15 protein-coding genes are annotated in these 16,542 nt (G+C 37.5%); 10 read left to right on the top strand and 5 right to left on the bottom strand.

Annotation, left to right across the window (positions count from 1 at the left end; translation table 11 throughout):
• The first annotated feature begins 71 nt into the window (after positions 1–71).
• The 3 genes from COMX_RS06245 to COMX_RS06255 are packed head-to-tail and all read left to right on the top strand — an operon-like array spanning position 72 to position 2,492.
• Positions 72–1,586 carry an APC family permease gene (locus COMX_RS06245; protein WP_034338222.1) on the top strand — a complete coding sequence of 505 codons (1,515 nt, stop codon included), beginning with the start codon at positions 72–74 and terminating at the stop codon, positions 1,584–1,586.
• 36 nt (positions 1,587–1,622) lie between these two features.
• Positions 1,623–2,111, top strand: coding sequence for a hypothetical protein (locus tag COMX_RS06250; protein WP_034338225.1), 489 nt, complete (start codon positions 1,623–1,625; stop codon positions 2,109–2,111).
• A 12-nt stretch (positions 2,112–2,123) separates the two neighbouring features.
• Entirely contained in the window at positions 2,124–2,492 is a 369-nt protein-coding gene (locus tag COMX_RS06255; protein ID WP_034338228.1) for a DUF4186 domain-containing protein, read from the top strand.
• A 2-nt stretch (positions 2,493–2,494) separates the two neighbouring features.
• Here the strand turns inward: COMX_RS06255 and COMX_RS06260 are convergent, their stop codons facing one another.
• From COMX_RS06260 to COMX_RS06275, 4 genes are all read right to left on the bottom strand, one after another.
• Positions 2,495–3,637 (bottom strand): glycosyltransferase family 4 protein, encoded by a 1,143-nt coding sequence (locus COMX_RS06260; RefSeq protein ID WP_034338231.1) that lies wholly within the window; start codon positions 3,635–3,637, stop codon positions 2,495–2,497.
• 9 nt (positions 3,638–3,646) lie between these two features.
• Positions 3,647–5,557: a heparinase II/III family protein gene (locus COMX_RS06265; RefSeq protein ID WP_051461921.1), complete on the bottom strand. Its 1,911-nt coding sequence runs from the start codon at positions 5,555–5,557 to the stop codon at positions 3,647–3,649.
• Between the two features lie 39 nt (positions 5,558–5,596).
• On the bottom strand, positions 5,597–6,268 hold the full coding sequence (gene rpe, locus COMX_RS06270; RefSeq protein WP_034338234.1) for a ribulose-phosphate 3-epimerase: 672 nt from the start codon (positions 6,266–6,268) through the stop codon (positions 5,597–5,599).
• 159 nt (positions 6,269–6,427) lie between these two features.
• The gene (locus COMX_RS06275) at positions 6,428–7,690 is read right to left on the bottom strand and encodes an RsmB/NOP family class I SAM-dependent RNA methyltransferase (RefSeq protein WP_051461922.1); all 1,263 of its coding nucleotides are present in this window, start codon (positions 7,688–7,690) and stop codon (positions 6,428–6,430) included.
• A 162-nt stretch (positions 7,691–7,852) separates the two neighbouring features.
• Between COMX_RS06275 and COMX_RS06280 the strand changes: the two genes are divergently transcribed.
• The 6 genes from COMX_RS06280 (at position 7,853) to COMX_RS06305 (ending at position 13,855) form a co-directional block, all read left to right on the top strand.
• The gene (locus COMX_RS06280; protein WP_051461923.1) at positions 7,853–8,662 is read left to right on the top strand and encodes a glycosyltransferase family 2 protein; all 810 of its coding nucleotides are present in this window, start codon (positions 7,853–7,855) and stop codon (positions 8,660–8,662) included.
• A gap of 38 nt (positions 8,663–8,700) precedes the next feature.
• Positions 8,701–9,381 carry a YggS family pyridoxal phosphate-dependent enzyme gene (locus COMX_RS06285; RefSeq protein ID WP_034338239.1) on the top strand — a complete coding sequence of 227 codons (681 nt, stop codon included), beginning with the start codon at positions 8,701–8,703 and terminating at the stop codon, positions 9,379–9,381.
• A 246-nt stretch (positions 9,382–9,627) separates the two neighbouring features.
• Positions 9,628–11,586 carry a potassium transporter Kup gene (locus COMX_RS06290; protein ID WP_051461994.1) on the top strand — a complete coding sequence of 653 codons (1,959 nt, stop codon included), beginning with the start codon at positions 9,628–9,630 and terminating at the stop codon, positions 11,584–11,586.
• Positions 11,587–11,591: 5 nt separating this feature from the next.
• Positions 11,592–12,764 (top strand): radical SAM family heme chaperone HemW, encoded by a 1,173-nt coding sequence (gene hemW, locus COMX_RS06295; protein ID WP_034338241.1) that lies wholly within the window; start codon positions 11,592–11,594, stop codon positions 12,762–12,764.
• A 30-nt stretch (positions 12,765–12,794) separates the two neighbouring features.
• Positions 12,795–13,217, top strand: coding sequence for a DUF1489 family protein (locus COMX_RS06300; RefSeq protein ID WP_034338243.1), 423 nt, complete (start codon positions 12,795–12,797; stop codon positions 13,215–13,217).
• A gap of 98 nt (positions 13,218–13,315) precedes the next feature.
• Positions 13,316–13,855 (top strand): SPOR domain-containing protein, encoded by a 540-nt coding sequence (locus tag COMX_RS06305; RefSeq protein ID WP_034338245.1) that lies wholly within the window; start codon positions 13,316–13,318, stop codon positions 13,853–13,855.
• A 5-nt stretch (positions 13,856–13,860) separates the two neighbouring features.
• On the opposite strand, the gene COMX_RS06310 is transcribed toward COMX_RS06305, so the two are convergent.
• On the bottom strand, positions 13,861–15,225 hold the full coding sequence (locus tag COMX_RS06310) for a hypothetical protein (RefSeq protein ID WP_034338248.1): 1,365 nt from the start codon (positions 15,223–15,225) through the stop codon (positions 13,861–13,863).
• Between the two features lie 188 nt (positions 15,226–15,413).
• On the opposite strand from COMX_RS06310, the gene COMX_RS06315 reads away from it, so the two are divergent.
• Complete coding sequence (locus COMX_RS06315) at positions 15,414–16,517, top strand: lytic transglycosylase domain-containing protein (protein ID WP_034338251.1); 1,104 nt, start codon at positions 15,414–15,416, stop codon at positions 16,515–16,517.
• Positions 16,518–16,542 lie beyond the last annotated feature (25 nt).

Below are 16,542 nucleotides of genomic sequence, written 5' to 3' on the forward strand. Positions count from 1 at the left end.
TTATCCTTTTAATATTCTGCAAACCAACTATCAAAAGATAGTTGGTTTCTTTGCTGATTCGATCATTAAGTATGTCTCTTTTTTCAAAACGCAAATCTCTTGAACAAATTACCCAAGAAGCCAATTCACATGGTTTAAAACGTTGCCTGGGTCCTTGGCAATTAACGACTATTGGGGTAGGTGCTACAATTGGGGCTGGGATTTTCGTTATGACGGGAACTGCTGCTGCTAATTATGCAGGGCCTGCGGTTGTTTTATCATTTATTGTTGCGGCCATTGCTTGCCTTTTTACCGCTTTTTCCTATGGCGAGCTTTCTTCCACTATTCCTGTAGCAGGTTCTGCCTACAGTTATGCTTATACATCTTTGGGGGAAAAATTCGCATGGGCTGTTGGGTGGTTACTTTTACTGGAATATGGAGTAACTGCAATTTCTGTTGCCTCTGGTTTTTCCAGTTATAGTGCATCTTTACTTCAAAATTTTCACATTGAAATCCCTTCTTTTTTATACCACCCCATGTTTCAACCCTCACCAGAGGGATATAGCAAAGGGATTATCATCACAAAATCAATTGATCTTATAGGTGCTATTTCTGTTTTAATTGGCTCTGTTGCTTTACTCTTTGGGGTTTCTGAATCTACAACAATCAATGCAATTATTATTACGTTAAAAGTCAGTATTCTAATTCTCTTTATCGTAATTGGCTTTTTTTATATAAACCCAGCCAACTTAACCCCTTTCATCCCTGAATCCACTGGAACGATGAATTTTGGTGTTACGGGCATTTTTCGAGCGGCATCAACGATTTTCTTTGCTTATATTGGTTTTGAAGCCGTCTCTACAGCTGCATCAGAGGCCAAAAATCCCCAAAAAGATATTCCTTTTGGTATTATTGCATCTCTTGTTATTTCGACTTTGATTTATATCGGCGTGGCTTTGGTCTTAGTGGGGGTCGTTCCTTATAAACAACTGAATGTTTCTGATCCTTTAGCTGTGGCAACTAATTTTATCAATATTCCGTTTTTAACATGGACCTTAAAAATAAGCGCTGTTATTGGTTTATGTTCTGTCATGTTGGTTTTGTTATATGGACAAACCCGTATTTTTTTTATTATGGCCAAAGATGGATTATTACCCCCCGCTTTTTGTAATTTACATCCTCGTTATAAAACACCTTGGCTTGGCACGTTAATTTTGGGAATATCCGTTTCCATTGCTACTGCCATTTTACCCATAGATATTGTCAGTGATTTGGTAAGTCTTGGAACGTCTACAGCCTTTGGCATTGTCTGTTTTACCGTTATTTGGCAGCGTAATGCGCATCCTGATTTACCCCGCCCATTCAAGGTACCCTTTGGTGGATTTAAAATCAAAGGGGTATGGATTGGGTATATTCCATTACTTGGAATTATTTGTTGCATGGCAATGATTGTTCCATTACTTTTTGATATGGTTGCCTCTATTTTTTACCATAACCCTATTCCAATCATTTTATTAATTATTTATGCACTTGTTGGTTTTTTTGGTTATTATTGCTATGGTCGCAAGCACTCTCTTTTAAATCAAACATCAGAAAAATCTGAATAACTCATCAAGAGAACAGCCAAAAGGAATATCTTTACTATGAAAAAAATAATCCCAGCAATAATTGGTATTCTTTTTCCTTTGGCTGCCCAAGCCGTTCCTGCACCTGTTGCGATGTTGCCTTTGACAATAAATACCGCGATTAAGCAATTCTCTCCTCCTTTTTGTCAAAAAGGACTACAGGGATTAGCTAGCGCTGTTGAAAAATGTTATGAAAATACCAAAGATACAAGTGTCACAATGGATATGTGTATTTTGGGTGATATTACGATTGCCAAAATTTTAATCCAAGAAAAAAAGGCTGATCTTTCTATTCTAGATAGAAAACCCTCCGAAATTATAATAGATAAATCTATTCCTGTTAGTGGCTTGGATTCTTACTTAAATTTTGCCTCTATTATCAAGCGCTTGCAAATGCTGGGGGATATGCCACGCTTTTATGTTTATAATGGCCCTCAAATCCTTGCTTATCTTCAACAAGGTGCTGATCCTGTTTATAAAGGCATTACAGAGAGTTGTAAGCAATAAAAATCATTCATTATGACTTTACCAAAGCCTGAATTTATTCTGAACCGTTTAAACCATTCCTCTTTTCGCTCTCGTTTTACTTTGAAAGAGAAAGAGCTTTCTTATTTTCAACAACAAGGTATGGAAAAAATTATCTCTCATGGCAAGGATTTTATCGCCCAACGCCTTGCCCCAGCAGAGCCTAAGAATGATGGTAAACAAACCCCATGGAAAGGCCATCCTATCTTTATCGCTCAGCACGCAACAGCAACTTGTTGTAGAGGATGTTTAGAAAAATGGTATAAAATACCTAAAAAACAACCTTTAACTCAAGAGGAACAAACTTATATCTTATCTGTTATTCAAGCTTGGCTGACACAAGATTTACAAAAACATCAATGATATTATTTATAATTTGAGAGTAATGCTTTTACCGCTTTGCCCAGCTGTTCTTGTTCAGTGAAATAATTTAATCCACGCTCACGACCTGCTTTTCCCATTACTTGACGCTCTTTAGGATTGTTAATCATCCAAAGCATAGCTTTTGCAAGCTCTTTTACAGAGCCCGCTGGCACTAACAAACCCGTTTTTTGATGATCTACCTGCTCTCTTGGACCACGAATATTCGTACTAATAACAGGTAATCCTGATAACATAGCCTCGGCAATTGACATGGGGAGCCCTTCAAAATGGCTGGGCAATACAAACACATCTGCAGCTTTCATCAGCTGATCAATATCCTCTCTATATCCCAAAAACCGTATTTGTTGACCAAGCTTCTCTTTGGCAACATCAAAAGCACGATCTAACGCATGCCCATGATCAGAAGGTAACCTTTCCCCGACAATCCATAATTCTATATTTTTATTACGAGCAGCAATCGCTATAAAAGCCGCTAAAAGCTCTGGATACCCCTTGTGACGTACTAAACGAGATACAATCAAAAAAACAGTCTTTCCTTGATTAATCTGCATAATATTACGCATTGTGGTTCGAATTTCATCATCAGGTGAAAATTTCAAATCATCCCTACCATTACCAATATAAACTGGAAAAGAATGAATTTTTAATCTCTTAGCATCTTTGGCTTCTTCCAAAGATACGGTCATATAAATATCAGTAACCTTACCTGCCGACCATTCCAAAGCAAAAGATAAAGCTCGCCTAACCCAAGATTTAAACCCTTGCCCTGATTGATTAAATAAATATCCATGACATGTATAAGCAATAATCGGAGTTTTGCATAAAAAAGCAGCAATACGCGTTAAAAACCCACTGATTGGCATATGGGCATGCACAATATCAGGCTTTTCCTGTTTGATAATTTTATAAATTGCAAATAAAGCACGTAACTGCCCCACTGGCGCATAAGAGCGCACAAAAGGCACTGTTCTTATTTGAAAACCCTCAGCTCTGACTTTTTGTAATAAGTCACCTTCCGCACAAACACCAATAACCTCGTGCTTTTCTGCCCTTAAGGCACGCATTAACGGTAATAAAAACTGGTATAACGAAAAATCAACATTGGTGACTTCAAGGATTTTCATTGATCAAACTTATAATTTACGGTGTAAAGCCCATCGAATGACTTGAGATTGATTTTCTTGTTGCACAAGATCCTCTTTTGGCTCAATTATATTTTCTTGCTCTTGGGCTTGCTTTACGTCGACTATTTGCGTGTCTTGTTGCACAATTGCTTGAGGCACAGTTTCAGAATATATAGCGCTATCGCTTTCTTCCCCAGATCCTTGACGATTGTCTTTACTATGAAAAATAGCCACATAATCAGAGCTCTCCTGTACTTGTTCACTTAATAATATGGTATCATCAGCCTTATTAGACTGTAACACATCCTCCTCTTTGGTTAGAGGTATTTCTTTTTTTACTTCTGGCAAAGACACATACAAAACTATTTGCTTGCTGACAACTCGACTGCCACGACCAAAATAAACACTTTCTTCTATTTTTGCCTGTGCTCCTGAAAAACGAAACCACCAAATTTGCCGCCCTTCATGGGGATTATTAGCCATCAAGGCATATATTTTCTCAGGCTTACCTTTTGTAAATTCTATAAATTCTTCCTCAACACTAATAGAAGGATGCAAATGAAATCTTACTTTAAATGGAAACTGTTGAGGGCCATCAATACGCTCTTCACCTTTTAGATTCTGACCATTAGCAGATAAATACAAAGTGCGTTGATAAATAACACCAAATCGTTTTAACCAACCATTATGACCCATTTCCAGTAAATGAGCCCCTTCCTCACTGTGGCGTCGTGCAACAGCTTCAAAATCAGAACTCACTTTACCCTTAACGAACTCTACAGAGTCCGTGCCGTTTAAATCAAGCACAGAATGTGCTGCTGTACATCCCAAAATAGACTGCCAAGCCTTTGTTTCACCCGCTCCACAATTTACAAAAAGACGCTGTTTTCCAACAGAAAATTCCAAAGATAGGCACCCTGCATGTTTACTTCTGCGCCCAATATCAGCTGGGGTTCCACTATCGACTAGCAACGTCGCTCTGTTTGCGTAACAACGAACATATCCCCCTTTGGTCATATTTGTCATAGCAACCCGTTTTTGTGTTGCATGAAACAAAATACGATCAATCAACTCTGGATCAGATTCATTAGAACCATTAAACAGCGCAAGCCCCCCATCACCATGACGCAAAGCACGCAAAGCACGGCTGATATTATCCAATGCATTAACAAGATCATGAGGTGGACGACGATGTATCAATTGATACATTAATTTTATTTCCACCAAATCTTGTAATACCATCAGTTGGATTTCAGCATTACGTTCGATGTGGACACCGTCATCTAGGATCTGATTGGTCAATTCATCTTTTAAAAAACGTGTTACCTTTAACACTGAATCAAATTGTTCTGGCATGCACAATGAAACGGCCATCACACCTTTAAGCATTGCAAAAGCATAATAAATTTGTGGTTCAGGGGGCAACATCGCGACGATATACCGTCCCTCTAACATTACACGATGCATAAATTGACGTTTAAATGCCTCATCGGCAGATGCGGCAAAAAAATCATAATGCCCCAACCAGTTTGCCAGCCTGCGACCCAAAACATCTCCTCGATAAGCAACTTTATGTTGTGCTTCGGGTGGGCGGCTAATCCAATCTACCATTAATGCACGAGCCGCTAATCTTGCATTATCTGTGCCCAGCTCTCGCATGTCACGAAGCCAAGAAAAATCATAAATTTTACATAATCCATCAATAGGAAGGCTGCGTTTACCCCATAATCCAGGTTGCAATGGTATAATATAATCCTTGTAGATTAACTCCCCTTTAACCAAATGCATGCCATAAATAGAATTACCTTTCCATAAATCTCGCAAAAAATACGCAGGGGTCAGTGGAAGCTTACCATACCCAACAGCAGGCAGACGTGCCAAAGAAAGCCGCATTTTACGTAGCATGCTTTGTAAAGCCATCCTGATCTGCCCCTTTCTTGCTTAACAGACATCAAATAATTATTTTTTATCTGTTCCACGCAGAGCATTCATTGCTTGACGATAATCTTGTTGGCCATACACAGACGTCCCAGCCACCAAAACATCTGCTCCAGCTTTGATAACTAATGGCGCAGTTTCCTTGGTAATTCCACCATCAACACTGACACGAATATCGCGGCCAGTTGCATCAGCCATTTGACGGATTTGTTTGATTTTTGGTAATTGGCTAGAAATAAATTTCTGTCCACCAAAGCCAGGATTGACCGTCATAATCAAAATCGTATCGACCATATCCAACAATTCAGATATCGCCTGTGCTGGTGTTGCAGGACACAAAACAATGCCTGCTTTGATTCCAAAAGATTTGATCGTTTGTAACGTGCGATGTGCGTGTGGACCTGCTTCTATATGAAATAAAATTTGATCTGCCCCTGCCTTCACAAACGGTTCAATAAACAAATCAACAGGCTCAATCATTAAATGAACATCAAAGCACAGTTTACTGTAAGGGCGCAAAGCTTTTACGATTACTGGTCCAAAAGTTATATTAGGAACAAAATGACCATCCATTACATCAAGATGAATCCAATCCGCACCTTGTTCATCAACCGCCTTGATTTCTTCACCAAAACGAGCTGCATCTGCAGAAAGAATACTAGGAGCAATTAAAGGAACGGTTAAAGCTGGCATATACACTCCAATTTTATAAAATAAAAGGATCCAAACTATATCATAGTAAAATGACACTAAATCGAAGAAAAAGAAATATGATATTCCTGTAAATATACATTTTAATATGCAATTTATCAATTTTTACAGTAAAATATTACTTATATCACAATATATTCGTTATAATTTTTTAAATCTTGCCACAAAAAAACCATCCAAACCTCCTTTTTCAGACCACATAAAAGGTAATGTGCGGATCCATCCCTCTTCAGTCAGACTTTCTGGTAAAAAAGGAATATCTTCGGAAGTAAACGGTTGGGCAGTAACCCCTGGTAAGGTTGCAATATATCGTGCTTGCTCTTCAGCTTCTTGGGCTTGCAAAGAGCAAACGCTGTACATTAACCGTCCCCCAGGTTTTAAATATTGTAACGCTGCTTCAATAAGCTCACGTTGTATTTTCACCAAAGCGCCAACTTCTTTTGATTTTTTAATGTGTAAAACATCAGGGTGTCGGCGAAAAATACCCGTCGCAGAGCAAGGCGCATCTAATAATATTGCATCAAATTCTGCTTTGTAATTCAATTGTGCTGCATCAGATTGCACAATTTTTGCTTGTAATTGTAGACGATCCAAATTTTCTTTAAGACGTTTAATCCGTTTTGGGTCTTTCTCGACAGCAACGACTTGACCACCTGCAATAATCAGCTGTGCTGTTTTCCCTCCTGGAGCTGCGCATAAATCGGCAACCTTTTCACCGTTTTGAACACGTAATAAAAAAGCAGGTAAAGAGGCTGCCACATCTTGCACCCAAAATTGGCCATCATTAAAACCTGGTAGAGTATTAACTTTGGTACCAACAGGATAACGATAACTGTCCGCACATAAAAACGTTCCCCCTTCAGGAGGCGTTATCCCAGCCTTAACCGATAAATCTAAAGGCACTTCATAAGAAAGACATTGTGCCAGCTTTCTGGGATTAAAACCTGCTTTGTCCCATTCTTGCCAAAGCCAAGTTGGTAGATTAAGGCGTTCTTGGTCCAGCCCTTCCAAAGATTCTTGACCTTTATCAGCGACTTTTCTTAAAACCGCATTCACCAACCCTGTAAAACCAGAAAATCCATTTTTGCGTGTTAAATTAACCGTCGTATTAATCGCTGCATGTCTAGGGGTTTCAAGGAAAATAATTTGTGCCACCCCTAAAAGCAAAATCCACAAAACCTTTTGTGGGGGCGCTCGACGGAGCAAAGGCTCAATAATAGCTTCCAACACACCTTTTTGTCGCAAGCAACACACAATCAATCGATAAGCCGCAGCTTTGTCACGCGCATCAGCATGTCGTGACAGCAATTGGTCTAAAACCACATCCAAAGAGCGATTCTTTTCCAAAACTTGACTAATTGCTTCAAAAGCAATTTGACGTGTGTCATCTTTTTCTTTATTCATTATCTCGAACTTAAACTTAACAATTTATTATTGAACAGGATTTTCTTGTTTTACAATTTATATATTAATTTAAAATCATATATAATCTTAGATATGCCATATTTATGCATATTATAGTATCTTTATTTTACCATTCTATCACAAGAAACGTTACTTGCTATAATGAAAAACTGGTCAATTATCCTTCCTTATTATAATGAAGAAAAATTCCTTCCCGGCACCCTTGAATCAATTTGCGCTCAACATTTAAAAGATTTCACTCTTATTCTAGTTAACAATGCCTCGAATGATCAGTCCGAAGAAATCACAAAAAAAACTTTATCTCGTTATCCAGATATTGACGTTCTTTATCTATATGAGCCTAACCCTGGAAAAACAAATGCATTACAAACTGGGTTAAATGCAGTTACTACCCCGTATGTTGCAACAATTGATGCTGATACATATTATCCCCCTTATTATCTTTATTTTTGCAATTCTATTCTTGAAAAACGCCCAGAAATTCATGGGGTTATGGCGTGTGATATTTATGCACCTTATGAAGATCATAAAAGCCAAAAACGATGCCGAAAAATCTATAGAAAATCTCTTCTTTTCAGCAAACAATGCCATGCTGGTGGTTATGCTCAAACCTTCCGTACTAAAAGTTTGAGACAAGTCGGAGGGTTTGACCAAAATTTATGGCCTTATGTCTTGATGGATCATGAAATTGTTCATCGTTTATTAAGAGTTGGTAAAACTTATTACTCTTCTAAACATTGGTGTATGCCCTCTGAACGCAGAAGCGATAGAACAAAAGTACAGTGGAATAAACTTGAGAAAATACTTTATGAATTTAGTCCATATTTCCTCAAAGACTGGTTTTTTTATCGTTTCCTTAAAAAACGTTTTGAACAACGTAAAGCAACCATTACGCAATTACGTGAGCATAAATGGGAAAAAAACATAGATAAAGATGCTCATCTATCGTAATATAAAATATTCTTTTCATTTTGTACTGATAGCCTTTTATGAATAGTTTAGAAATTCAACAAAATCTATACAATATTAGACAGCGTATTGAAAAAGCAGCCAGTGTTTGTGATCGTAATTCCAAAGAAATACAACTTGTTGCTGTTTCTAAATTTCATCCGATCACGGCGGTGCAAGCTGCTTTATCGCATAATCAATTCATATTCGGAGAAAATCGAATACAAGAAGCCAAAGAGAAATTTACACCTCTATTGGAGATAAATCCTGATATTCGTCTGCATATTATCGGCCCTATACAAACCAATAAAATTATTGATGCTGTGAAAATAGCCAACGTCATTGAAACCATTGACCGCGTTGCTTTATTAGATCCTTTGCAAAAAGCAATCGATAAAACAGGACGATGCCCTAAATTATTTATTCAAATCAATGTTGGCCAAGAACCTCAAAAAGCTGGGATAATGCCATCAGAGGCTAATGATTTTATTGAAACTTGCATAAAGAAATTTGGTAAAAAAATTCAAGGGATTATGGGAATCCCCCCTGTTGAACAAAACCCCACCCCTTATTTCCAACAACTGACAAGTTTTGCTCGTCAATATCATTTACCAGAAATCTCAATGGGTATGTCAGCTGATTTTGAGCAAGCTATTGCTTGTGGTGCAACTTTGGTAAGAGTAGGCTCTGCTATTTTTGGAAACCGTCCTCCTAAATTATAAAATAGTTCACCACACAAAAAACTTTTCAAAAATAACAAAAAGCTATATTTGTTTTCTATTTTAAATTAAAGCTGTTTTTGAATAATCAAGCAAAGATTATAAATAAACACGGAGTCCCCCTACATGACTGATTCTTCAAACGAGGAAGATACTCATAAAAAAGACGAACCTTCGTCTGAAAATACAGATACAACCACCTATGTATCCTCTATTCATGATAATACTGAACTTAAAAATGAAGATGAAATGTTACAAGGCGGTGTTGCAGTTTTACCTTCATTAAGTGAAGAAAGCCCAATCACCGAATTTGGAACTGATCAACCTGAACATAAGATCAAACCTTTAAACGCAGCAATTTTAATGACTGTTCTTGGGGTTGTGTATGGCGATATCGGAACCAGTCCGATCTATGCATTCAAATCCACGATGTGGGTTATTTCTAATCATCATACAGACGTGCAACGCTGGGAAGTTTTCGGTATTGTCAGCCTTATTTTCTGGGCTTTGATATTAGTTGTTACTATTAAATATGTAATGTTAGTCATGCGTGCCGACCATAATGGTGAGGGTGGTATTCTAGCATTAATGTCGTTGGCACAACGTGTTACGAAAAATATCAGAGGCAAAGTCCTCTTAGGGATTGTCGGGATTGCAGGAACTTGCCTTTTCTTTGGCGATGGAATGATTACCCCTGCGGTCTCGGTGCTTTCTGCTATTGAGGGGCTTGAAGTTTCCATCCCTCAAACCCAAGAATTTATCGTGCCAATGGCTTTGATTATCTTGTTTGGCTTATTTAGTATGCAAAGCAAGGGAACAGAACGTATTGGTAAAATATTCGGACCCGTTATGTTTTTGTGGTTCGGCACCATCGGTGCCCTGGGATTATTACAAGTCATCCAACATCCCTTTATTTTGGCAGCCTTGTCTCCATATTATGCAATAACCTTTATTATTCAACACGAATGGATGGCATTTCTGGCCCTTGGTTCTGTTGTTTTGGCCGTTACAGGTGCCGAAGCGTTATATGCAGATATGGGACATTTCGGCAGAAACCCAATTCGCTATGCGTGGATTTTCTTTGTATTGCCTTGTTTGACCTTAAACTATATGGGACAAGGTGCTTTGGTATTAAGCGATGCTAAGGCGCTAAGTAATCCTTTTTTCTACTTAGCACCTCATTGGTTTAATATTCCTTTGGTTATTTTATCAACCTTTGCCACAGTTATCGCCAGCCAAGCAGGAATCTCTGGTGGTTTTTCTTTAGCCAGACAACTAACATTACTGGGATATTTCCCAAGACTGCGTATATTACATACAAATGCCGAAGAAGAAGGGCAAATCTATGTGCCTGATGTTAATCATGCTTTAATGTTGGGATCTTTATTATTAATTGTAAGCTTTAGATCCTCTGAAGCTTTGGCTGCGGCTTATGGTATCGCAGTGACAGGAACTTTCCTTTGTACCACAACCTTATCCTGTGTTGTATTTAATAAACTTTATAAATGGCCAGTTTATAAAGTGGCTTTAATTTTTGGTATTTTCTTCTGTATCGATATTCCATTCTTTGCCGCAAACGCCTTGAAAATTCCTCAAGGAGGTTGGGTGCCATTACTCCTTGGTATTTGTTTAACGATTATGATGACCTCTTGGAACAAAGGGCGTAATATTATCATAAAAAAACGTGAACAAGGGGCTTTGCCTATTGCTTCTTTCCTAGCTCGGCTACCACAAGGAAAAATTACTCGCGTTTCTGGAACTGCTATTTTCATGACGCCAGACCCTATGTCTATTCCCAATTCTTTGATTCATAATTTGCGTCATAACAAAGTTTTACATGATCATGTGTTATTTGTAACGATTGAGAACTTAAAACAGCCAGAAGCAGAATACGGACATCGTATTGCCATGCGTAAACTTGCACCTAATATTTATCAAGTCATCGTGCGTTATGGCTTTATGGAAATGCCAAACTTACCTAAAGTCTTGGAGCTTTTGAAATCACAACCACAGCTGGGCTTTTTTGATCCTTTACAAGCATCTTATTTTACCACCAGAGAACAAATTGTTCCTGCTGCTATTCCTAAGATGAGCAGATGGAGATTAAATATCTACATGTTTATGAATAGAAACGCCAGTCCTGTCACCGACTTTTTGCGTATTCCCGCAGATCGTGTGGTTGAATTAGCCGTTCGTGTATCTATCTGATTGGTATGGAACCTACAATTGAACATCAACAACAAGGCATTGCACTTTATATTCATTGGCCATTTTGTTTGGCCAAATGCCCTTATTGCGATTTTAATAGCCACGTTGCCCAACAAATTCCTCAAGAGGCATATGCCAATGCCCTTGTTCAGGAATTAATAACTTCACTGACAGATATTCCTAAAAAACCCCTCACCTCTATTTTCTTTGGTGGGGGAACTCCTTCCTTAATGCTTCCCTCAACGGTGCAAACTTTAATTGATACTGCAACCAGCTTGCTTCCTGTATCTAATGACATTGAAATTACCCTTGAGGCCAACCCTACCAGTGTTGAAAACCAAAAATTGAAAGATTTTCAAAAAGCAGGTGTTAACCGTGTATCTTTGGGTATTCAAAGCCTTAACCCCACCGCTTTGAAAGCTTTGGGTCGAGAACATTCTGTTGCTGGGGCGATTGAAGCATTAAGTTTAGCCAAAAAAATATTTAGTCGTATTTCATTTGATCTGATTTATGCTCGTGAAGGACAAAGCGTTTATGAATGGGAAAATGAGTTAAAAGAAGCTCTATCATTGGCAAATGATCATTTATCCTTGTATCAATTAACTATTGAGCCTGGAACCCTGTTTGCCAAACAATATCAACAAGGTAAAATTACTTTACCTAATGAAGAAATCAGTACAACGCTTTTGAATATGACTGAAACCATAACAGGACAATATGGACTGCAAGCTTATGAAGTTTCTAATTATGCCAAAATAGGTGCACAGAGCAGGCATAATTTAACCTATTGGCGTTATCAAGACTATATCGGTATCGGCCCTGGGGCGCATGGGCGCGTAACAATAGATCAAACTTTATATGCCACTGAACGCCATAAAAACCCGCAAAAATGGTTGAAATCTGTACAAGAAAATGGGCATGCTTTATGTGTCAAAGAGGCTTTGACCTCAAAGGACAAAGCCCAAGAAATGTTACTTATGGGATTACGATTAACTGAAGGCGTTCAAGCCGAGGCTTTTGCGCAACGTTGTGGCGTTGATTTGATGGATGCTATTAACCAATCAATGCTCACAGCTTTACTTGAAGAAAATTATCTTTCTTGGGATAATAATTACCTTAAAACAACACCTCAAGGACGTTTACGTCTCAACGCAATACTGGACGTTTTACTTCAATAATATACTCTTAGATATAGAAAAGGATAATCCATGCTTCATATCATGAAAGTTGCAGTTGGTATTACAGATATTGAAGAGTTACAACAAGTAAATCTATTTTATGCCAAAGACAATCAAGGCTATCCGTATGTATACACACGTTATCCACCCAAAGAGGCAGAGAAAATTCTCAATGATGGTGGTTCTTTATACCGTGTAATCAAAGGGTCTTTGTGTTGTCGTCAAATTATCAAAGATTTTACACCCAGTATCCGAGAAAATGGAAACCCCTGCATCAAAATCTCGCTGGAACCTGAAATTATACGCACACAGTCCATTGCAATGCGTCCATTTCAAGGGTGGCGTTACCTTAAACCAGAGAATGCTCCTCAAGATCTAAACACAAGCAACATGCAGTTACTGGACTTACCCATTAAACTTCGTAAAGAACTTGAAGAGCTTGCTTTGCTCTGAGTATATAAAAGCTATTAAAACATAAAAATGATTTGAAGAAATATCTTTCTTTCTGGTATAAATAATAAGTTCAGTTCGTTATTATAAAGAGTCTCATAATGGTTATTATCAATAAAATTTTGACTACACATCCATTATACTTCGTCCGCTTTATTCCTGTGGCTGCTTTATTATTTTTTACCGCATGTGGTGGTGATGATTTTGCAAATAAACCGTTAACCGTCACCCCTAACGAACATGTCATTGCATCACCTGTTGCAAATGAACCCCCTATTATTATCCTCTCCCCCAACACAAGTAGTTCTGACGCTTACACACCAACAAAAAAAACATCAAAACCAATAAGAAAAAAAACTTCTTCCATCGATTATAATGCTTCAAATATAGTTGCTAATTCAGGAAACTATGCTGTACAAATTGGTGCTTTTTCATCTAACTCTATCGCCAACAAAGCAGCTAAACAAGCCCAACAACAAGCATCAAGTTTACTTGCCTCTGCAAAAACAGACATCGATACCATCCAAAAAAATGGGAAACCTTTATATCGCGTTAAACTGACAGGGCTTAGTGCCTATACGGCGGCACAAGCTTGTTCTGAACTAAAACAAAAACAGCTTTCTTGTATTATCACACAATAAACCAATTAAATAATCGCAAACTGTTCCCATTCCCTAGGCTTGTTAGGATAAAAGTTACCATTCCCTTGTAGGTCGACCTGAAAACAAAGCTTACGATCTTTACTGTAAATAATTGCTATATTTTCTTGCTTTTCGACTACAATAATATCTTCTTGTTGATCCTCAAAAACAAAAGGGGTAATCAATATTTCCCCTTTACGATAATGTAATTTAAACAATACATCTTCCCACACGCATACTAACCGATAACCAGACTGATCCCCATATAACCTTACTGGTAGACAATGCGTATTATATATAAAATCACGTACTGGGATAATTTTTTTCTTGGCCTGATCGTAAACTAAAATATAGTAATTATGTGCAATTAAATAAGGTAAGTGGGATAACGAGTTATTATCATCCATATTATGACGTGAATTAATTTGATCAGCCTCGTAAAAACTACATTTTAAATATGCTCTTAAAAAACACAACCTCAATAAATTACGGCTTTGTTGATGATGATTATTTTTGCATAGACTATAAATTAATAGTAAATTATTCTCGTTATCGTCAAATATGATATGATTATTTTTAACTGTTGAAAAAACTTTACTGGCAAGCAGTTTAAAAACAAGTAAAGGATAACGATGTCTTAACAGTTTAATCTTAGAATAAATATTATGAATATGATGTCTACGAATTTTAACAACTTGTTGTATAACATCCTGATCATTTCCTGCGATCAGCATATCAAGAATAGATTTAAATTCTTCAGAACCTTTCAAACTATTAATAACTAGATGATGAGCAAATAAAACAGGAACAAGAACTGTATTGGGCAGATTTTCTCTAATTTTATCAATATGTTCATGATCAATTGCATTATATCCAACACTCCCTTGATAAGTATCATGAGCAATATATATCTTGCCCGAAACTTCATGAGATTGGATCGTTGTCTGCACGATAGAATGTGGGTCTAATCTATCTACTGTCCTTTGCATAATTCCACTGACCGAAGCAATATTTGCATCTAGCGTATAACGTGCACCCATCGCAAAAACAACATCTGCGTTTAGCGATGCCGAGAATTTTAAAGCAGCATATGCAGCCATCGAAAGCCCTGTAACGAGTATCTTCTTATATTTTATGGCAATTTCATTACATAATGGAATAATATGATACATATCAGAATGCTGATAATAATTATCGAATTTGGTTGTTATCCCCAAGCAAGACAAATCATATTTCTCAACAATTGGTTTTAAAAAATAATTATTTTGCGCTTGTTCAGTCTGATCTGCGGATGTGAAAGTAATTAAAATATAATCACTTGTTCCTTCATGATAATGCAGTAACAATTCCTCACCTTCAAAAATAATCATCCTTGATCCTTAACCATACATCATTGCTTTAGATTACAAGTATAATATAGTTCTTTTTATAAAAAACTGTTACCAATATCTTAATAGACAGAATAACTCTTTATAAATATAGAGATTATGCCTTTAACAAAATAATATTCATCTGTTATAAATAAAAAACGCATTTAATCACTTCAGGATAAAAAGTAATGAAAATCTATAAAAATATGAAAAAGGATTCATTCTTATATTTTTTACGTTTTTCTCCTGTCTTGATTTTATTATGCATGACTGCTTGTGGAGGTGGAGGAAGTAAAAATAAAGGTGGCGCTGTGGTCTCTTCTCGTTACAGTAATTATATGTCCAGCCATCCCAATTGGAAACCACCCGGACCTCCTGCTGATCCTTGGGGGCCTTATATTAATCAATCATCACAACGTTTTAATGTACCTGACCAATGGATTCGTGCTGTGATGATGCAAGAATCTCGTGGATATCAATATTATAATAAACGTCCCATCACCTCTCCTCATGGGGCAAAAGGATTAATGCAACTTAAAACACCTGCATATAAAGATATGGCCAAACGTTATAAATTGGGTAAAGACCCTTATAATCCTTCGGATAATATCATGGCTGGAACAGCTTACATTCGTATTTTATACAACAAATTCGGAGCCCCAGGATTTGTTGCAGCCTATCATGGAGGGCCTGGAACATTAAGCAATCATTTAAATAAAGGTTCTTCTTTACCTAAAGAAACCAAAAAATATCTAGCAGCTGTTTCACAAAAACTTGGTAATGATGTACCAATGAGTGGCCCTTTTGCAAAATATGCTAGTGGCTCTTCCAGACGTTCAAACTCCAAAACCCCTTTACCCTTAGAAGCCTATTATACCCCTAAATCATATGCACCAACGACTATGGTTGCACAAAATACTGCTCAACATAAACACGTGAAAAATACTGTTGGTAAAAACGCTTATAAACCTATGACGCCTATTTATCCCGCGCAACGCCAAGCAACACCTGATATTGTGCAAGTTGCTTATGTACCTGACACCAATACGGGGGGAAATTGGGGAATACAAGTGGGTGCTTATTCCTCTGCCAGTTTAGCTCAACAAGCAACCTCCAGAGCACAACGTAATGCTGGGGGCTCTTTGTTATCTGCCAGCCAATCTATACAAACTGTTCATAAAAATGGATCAACTTTATACCGAGCACGATTAACTGGCGTTAACCAAATCGCCGCTATACAAGCTTGTCGTCAATTAAAACAAAAAGGAATGAATTGCGTTACAGTCCAATAAAATATGGCAAGTGCTTCATCAAGAT

The sequence above is a fragment of the Commensalibacter papalotli (ex Servin-Garciduenas et al. 2014) genome (genome assembly GCF_000527695.1).
GTDB classification, from domain to species: domain Bacteria; phylum Pseudomonadota; class Alphaproteobacteria; order Acetobacterales; family Acetobacteraceae; genus Commensalibacter; species Commensalibacter papalotli.

What these genes read in the sequence shown, in the direction of transcription:
- COMX_RS06245 (WP_034338222.1), top strand. Translation starts at nt 72, where the DNA reads ATGTCTCTTTTTTCAAAACGCAAATCTCTTGAACAAATTACCCAAGAA.
- COMX_RS06250 (WP_034338225.1), top strand. Translation starts at nt 1,623, where the DNA reads ATGAAAAAAATAATCCCAGCAATAATTGGTATTCTTTTTCCTTTGGCT.
- COMX_RS06255 (WP_034338228.1), top strand. Translation starts at nt 2,124, where the DNA reads ATGACTTTACCAAAGCCTGAATTTATTCTGAACCGTTTAAACCATTCC.
- COMX_RS06260 (WP_034338231.1), bottom strand. Translation starts at nt 3,637, where the DNA reads ATGAAAATCCTTGAAGTCACCAATGTTGATTTTTCGTTATACCAGTTT.
- COMX_RS06265 (WP_051461921.1), bottom strand. Translation starts at nt 5,557, where the DNA reads ATGGCTTTACAAAGCATGCTACGTAAAATGCGGCTTTCTTTGGCACGT.
- rpe (WP_034338234.1), bottom strand. Translation starts at nt 6,268, where the DNA reads ATGCCAGCTTTAACCGTTCCTTTAATTGCTCCTAGTATTCTTTCTGCA.
- COMX_RS06275 (WP_051461922.1), bottom strand. Translation starts at nt 7,690, where the DNA reads ATGAATAAAGAAAAAGATGACACACGTCAAATTGCTTTTGAAGCAATT.
- COMX_RS06280 (WP_051461923.1), top strand. Translation starts at nt 7,853, where the DNA reads ATGAAAAACTGGTCAATTATCCTTCCTTATTATAATGAAGAAAAATTC.
- COMX_RS06285 (WP_034338239.1), top strand. Translation starts at nt 8,701, where the DNA reads ATGAATAGTTTAGAAATTCAACAAAATCTATACAATATTAGACAGCGT.
- COMX_RS06290 (WP_051461994.1), top strand. Translation starts at nt 9,628, where the DNA reads ATGTTACAAGGCGGTGTTGCAGTTTTACCTTCATTAAGTGAAGAAAGC.
- hemW (WP_034338241.1), top strand. Translation starts at nt 11,592, where the DNA reads ATGGAACCTACAATTGAACATCAACAACAAGGCATTGCACTTTATATT.
- COMX_RS06300 (WP_034338243.1), top strand. Translation starts at nt 12,795, where the DNA reads ATGCTTCATATCATGAAAGTTGCAGTTGGTATTACAGATATTGAAGAG.
- COMX_RS06305 (WP_034338245.1), top strand. Translation starts at nt 13,316, where the DNA reads ATGGTTATTATCAATAAAATTTTGACTACACATCCATTATACTTCGTC.
- COMX_RS06310 (WP_034338248.1), bottom strand. Translation starts at nt 15,225, where the DNA reads ATGATTATTTTTGAAGGTGAGGAATTGTTACTGCATTATCATGAAGGA.
- COMX_RS06315 (WP_034338251.1), top strand. Translation starts at nt 15,414, where the DNA reads ATGAAAATCTATAAAAATATGAAAAAGGATTCATTCTTATATTTTTTA.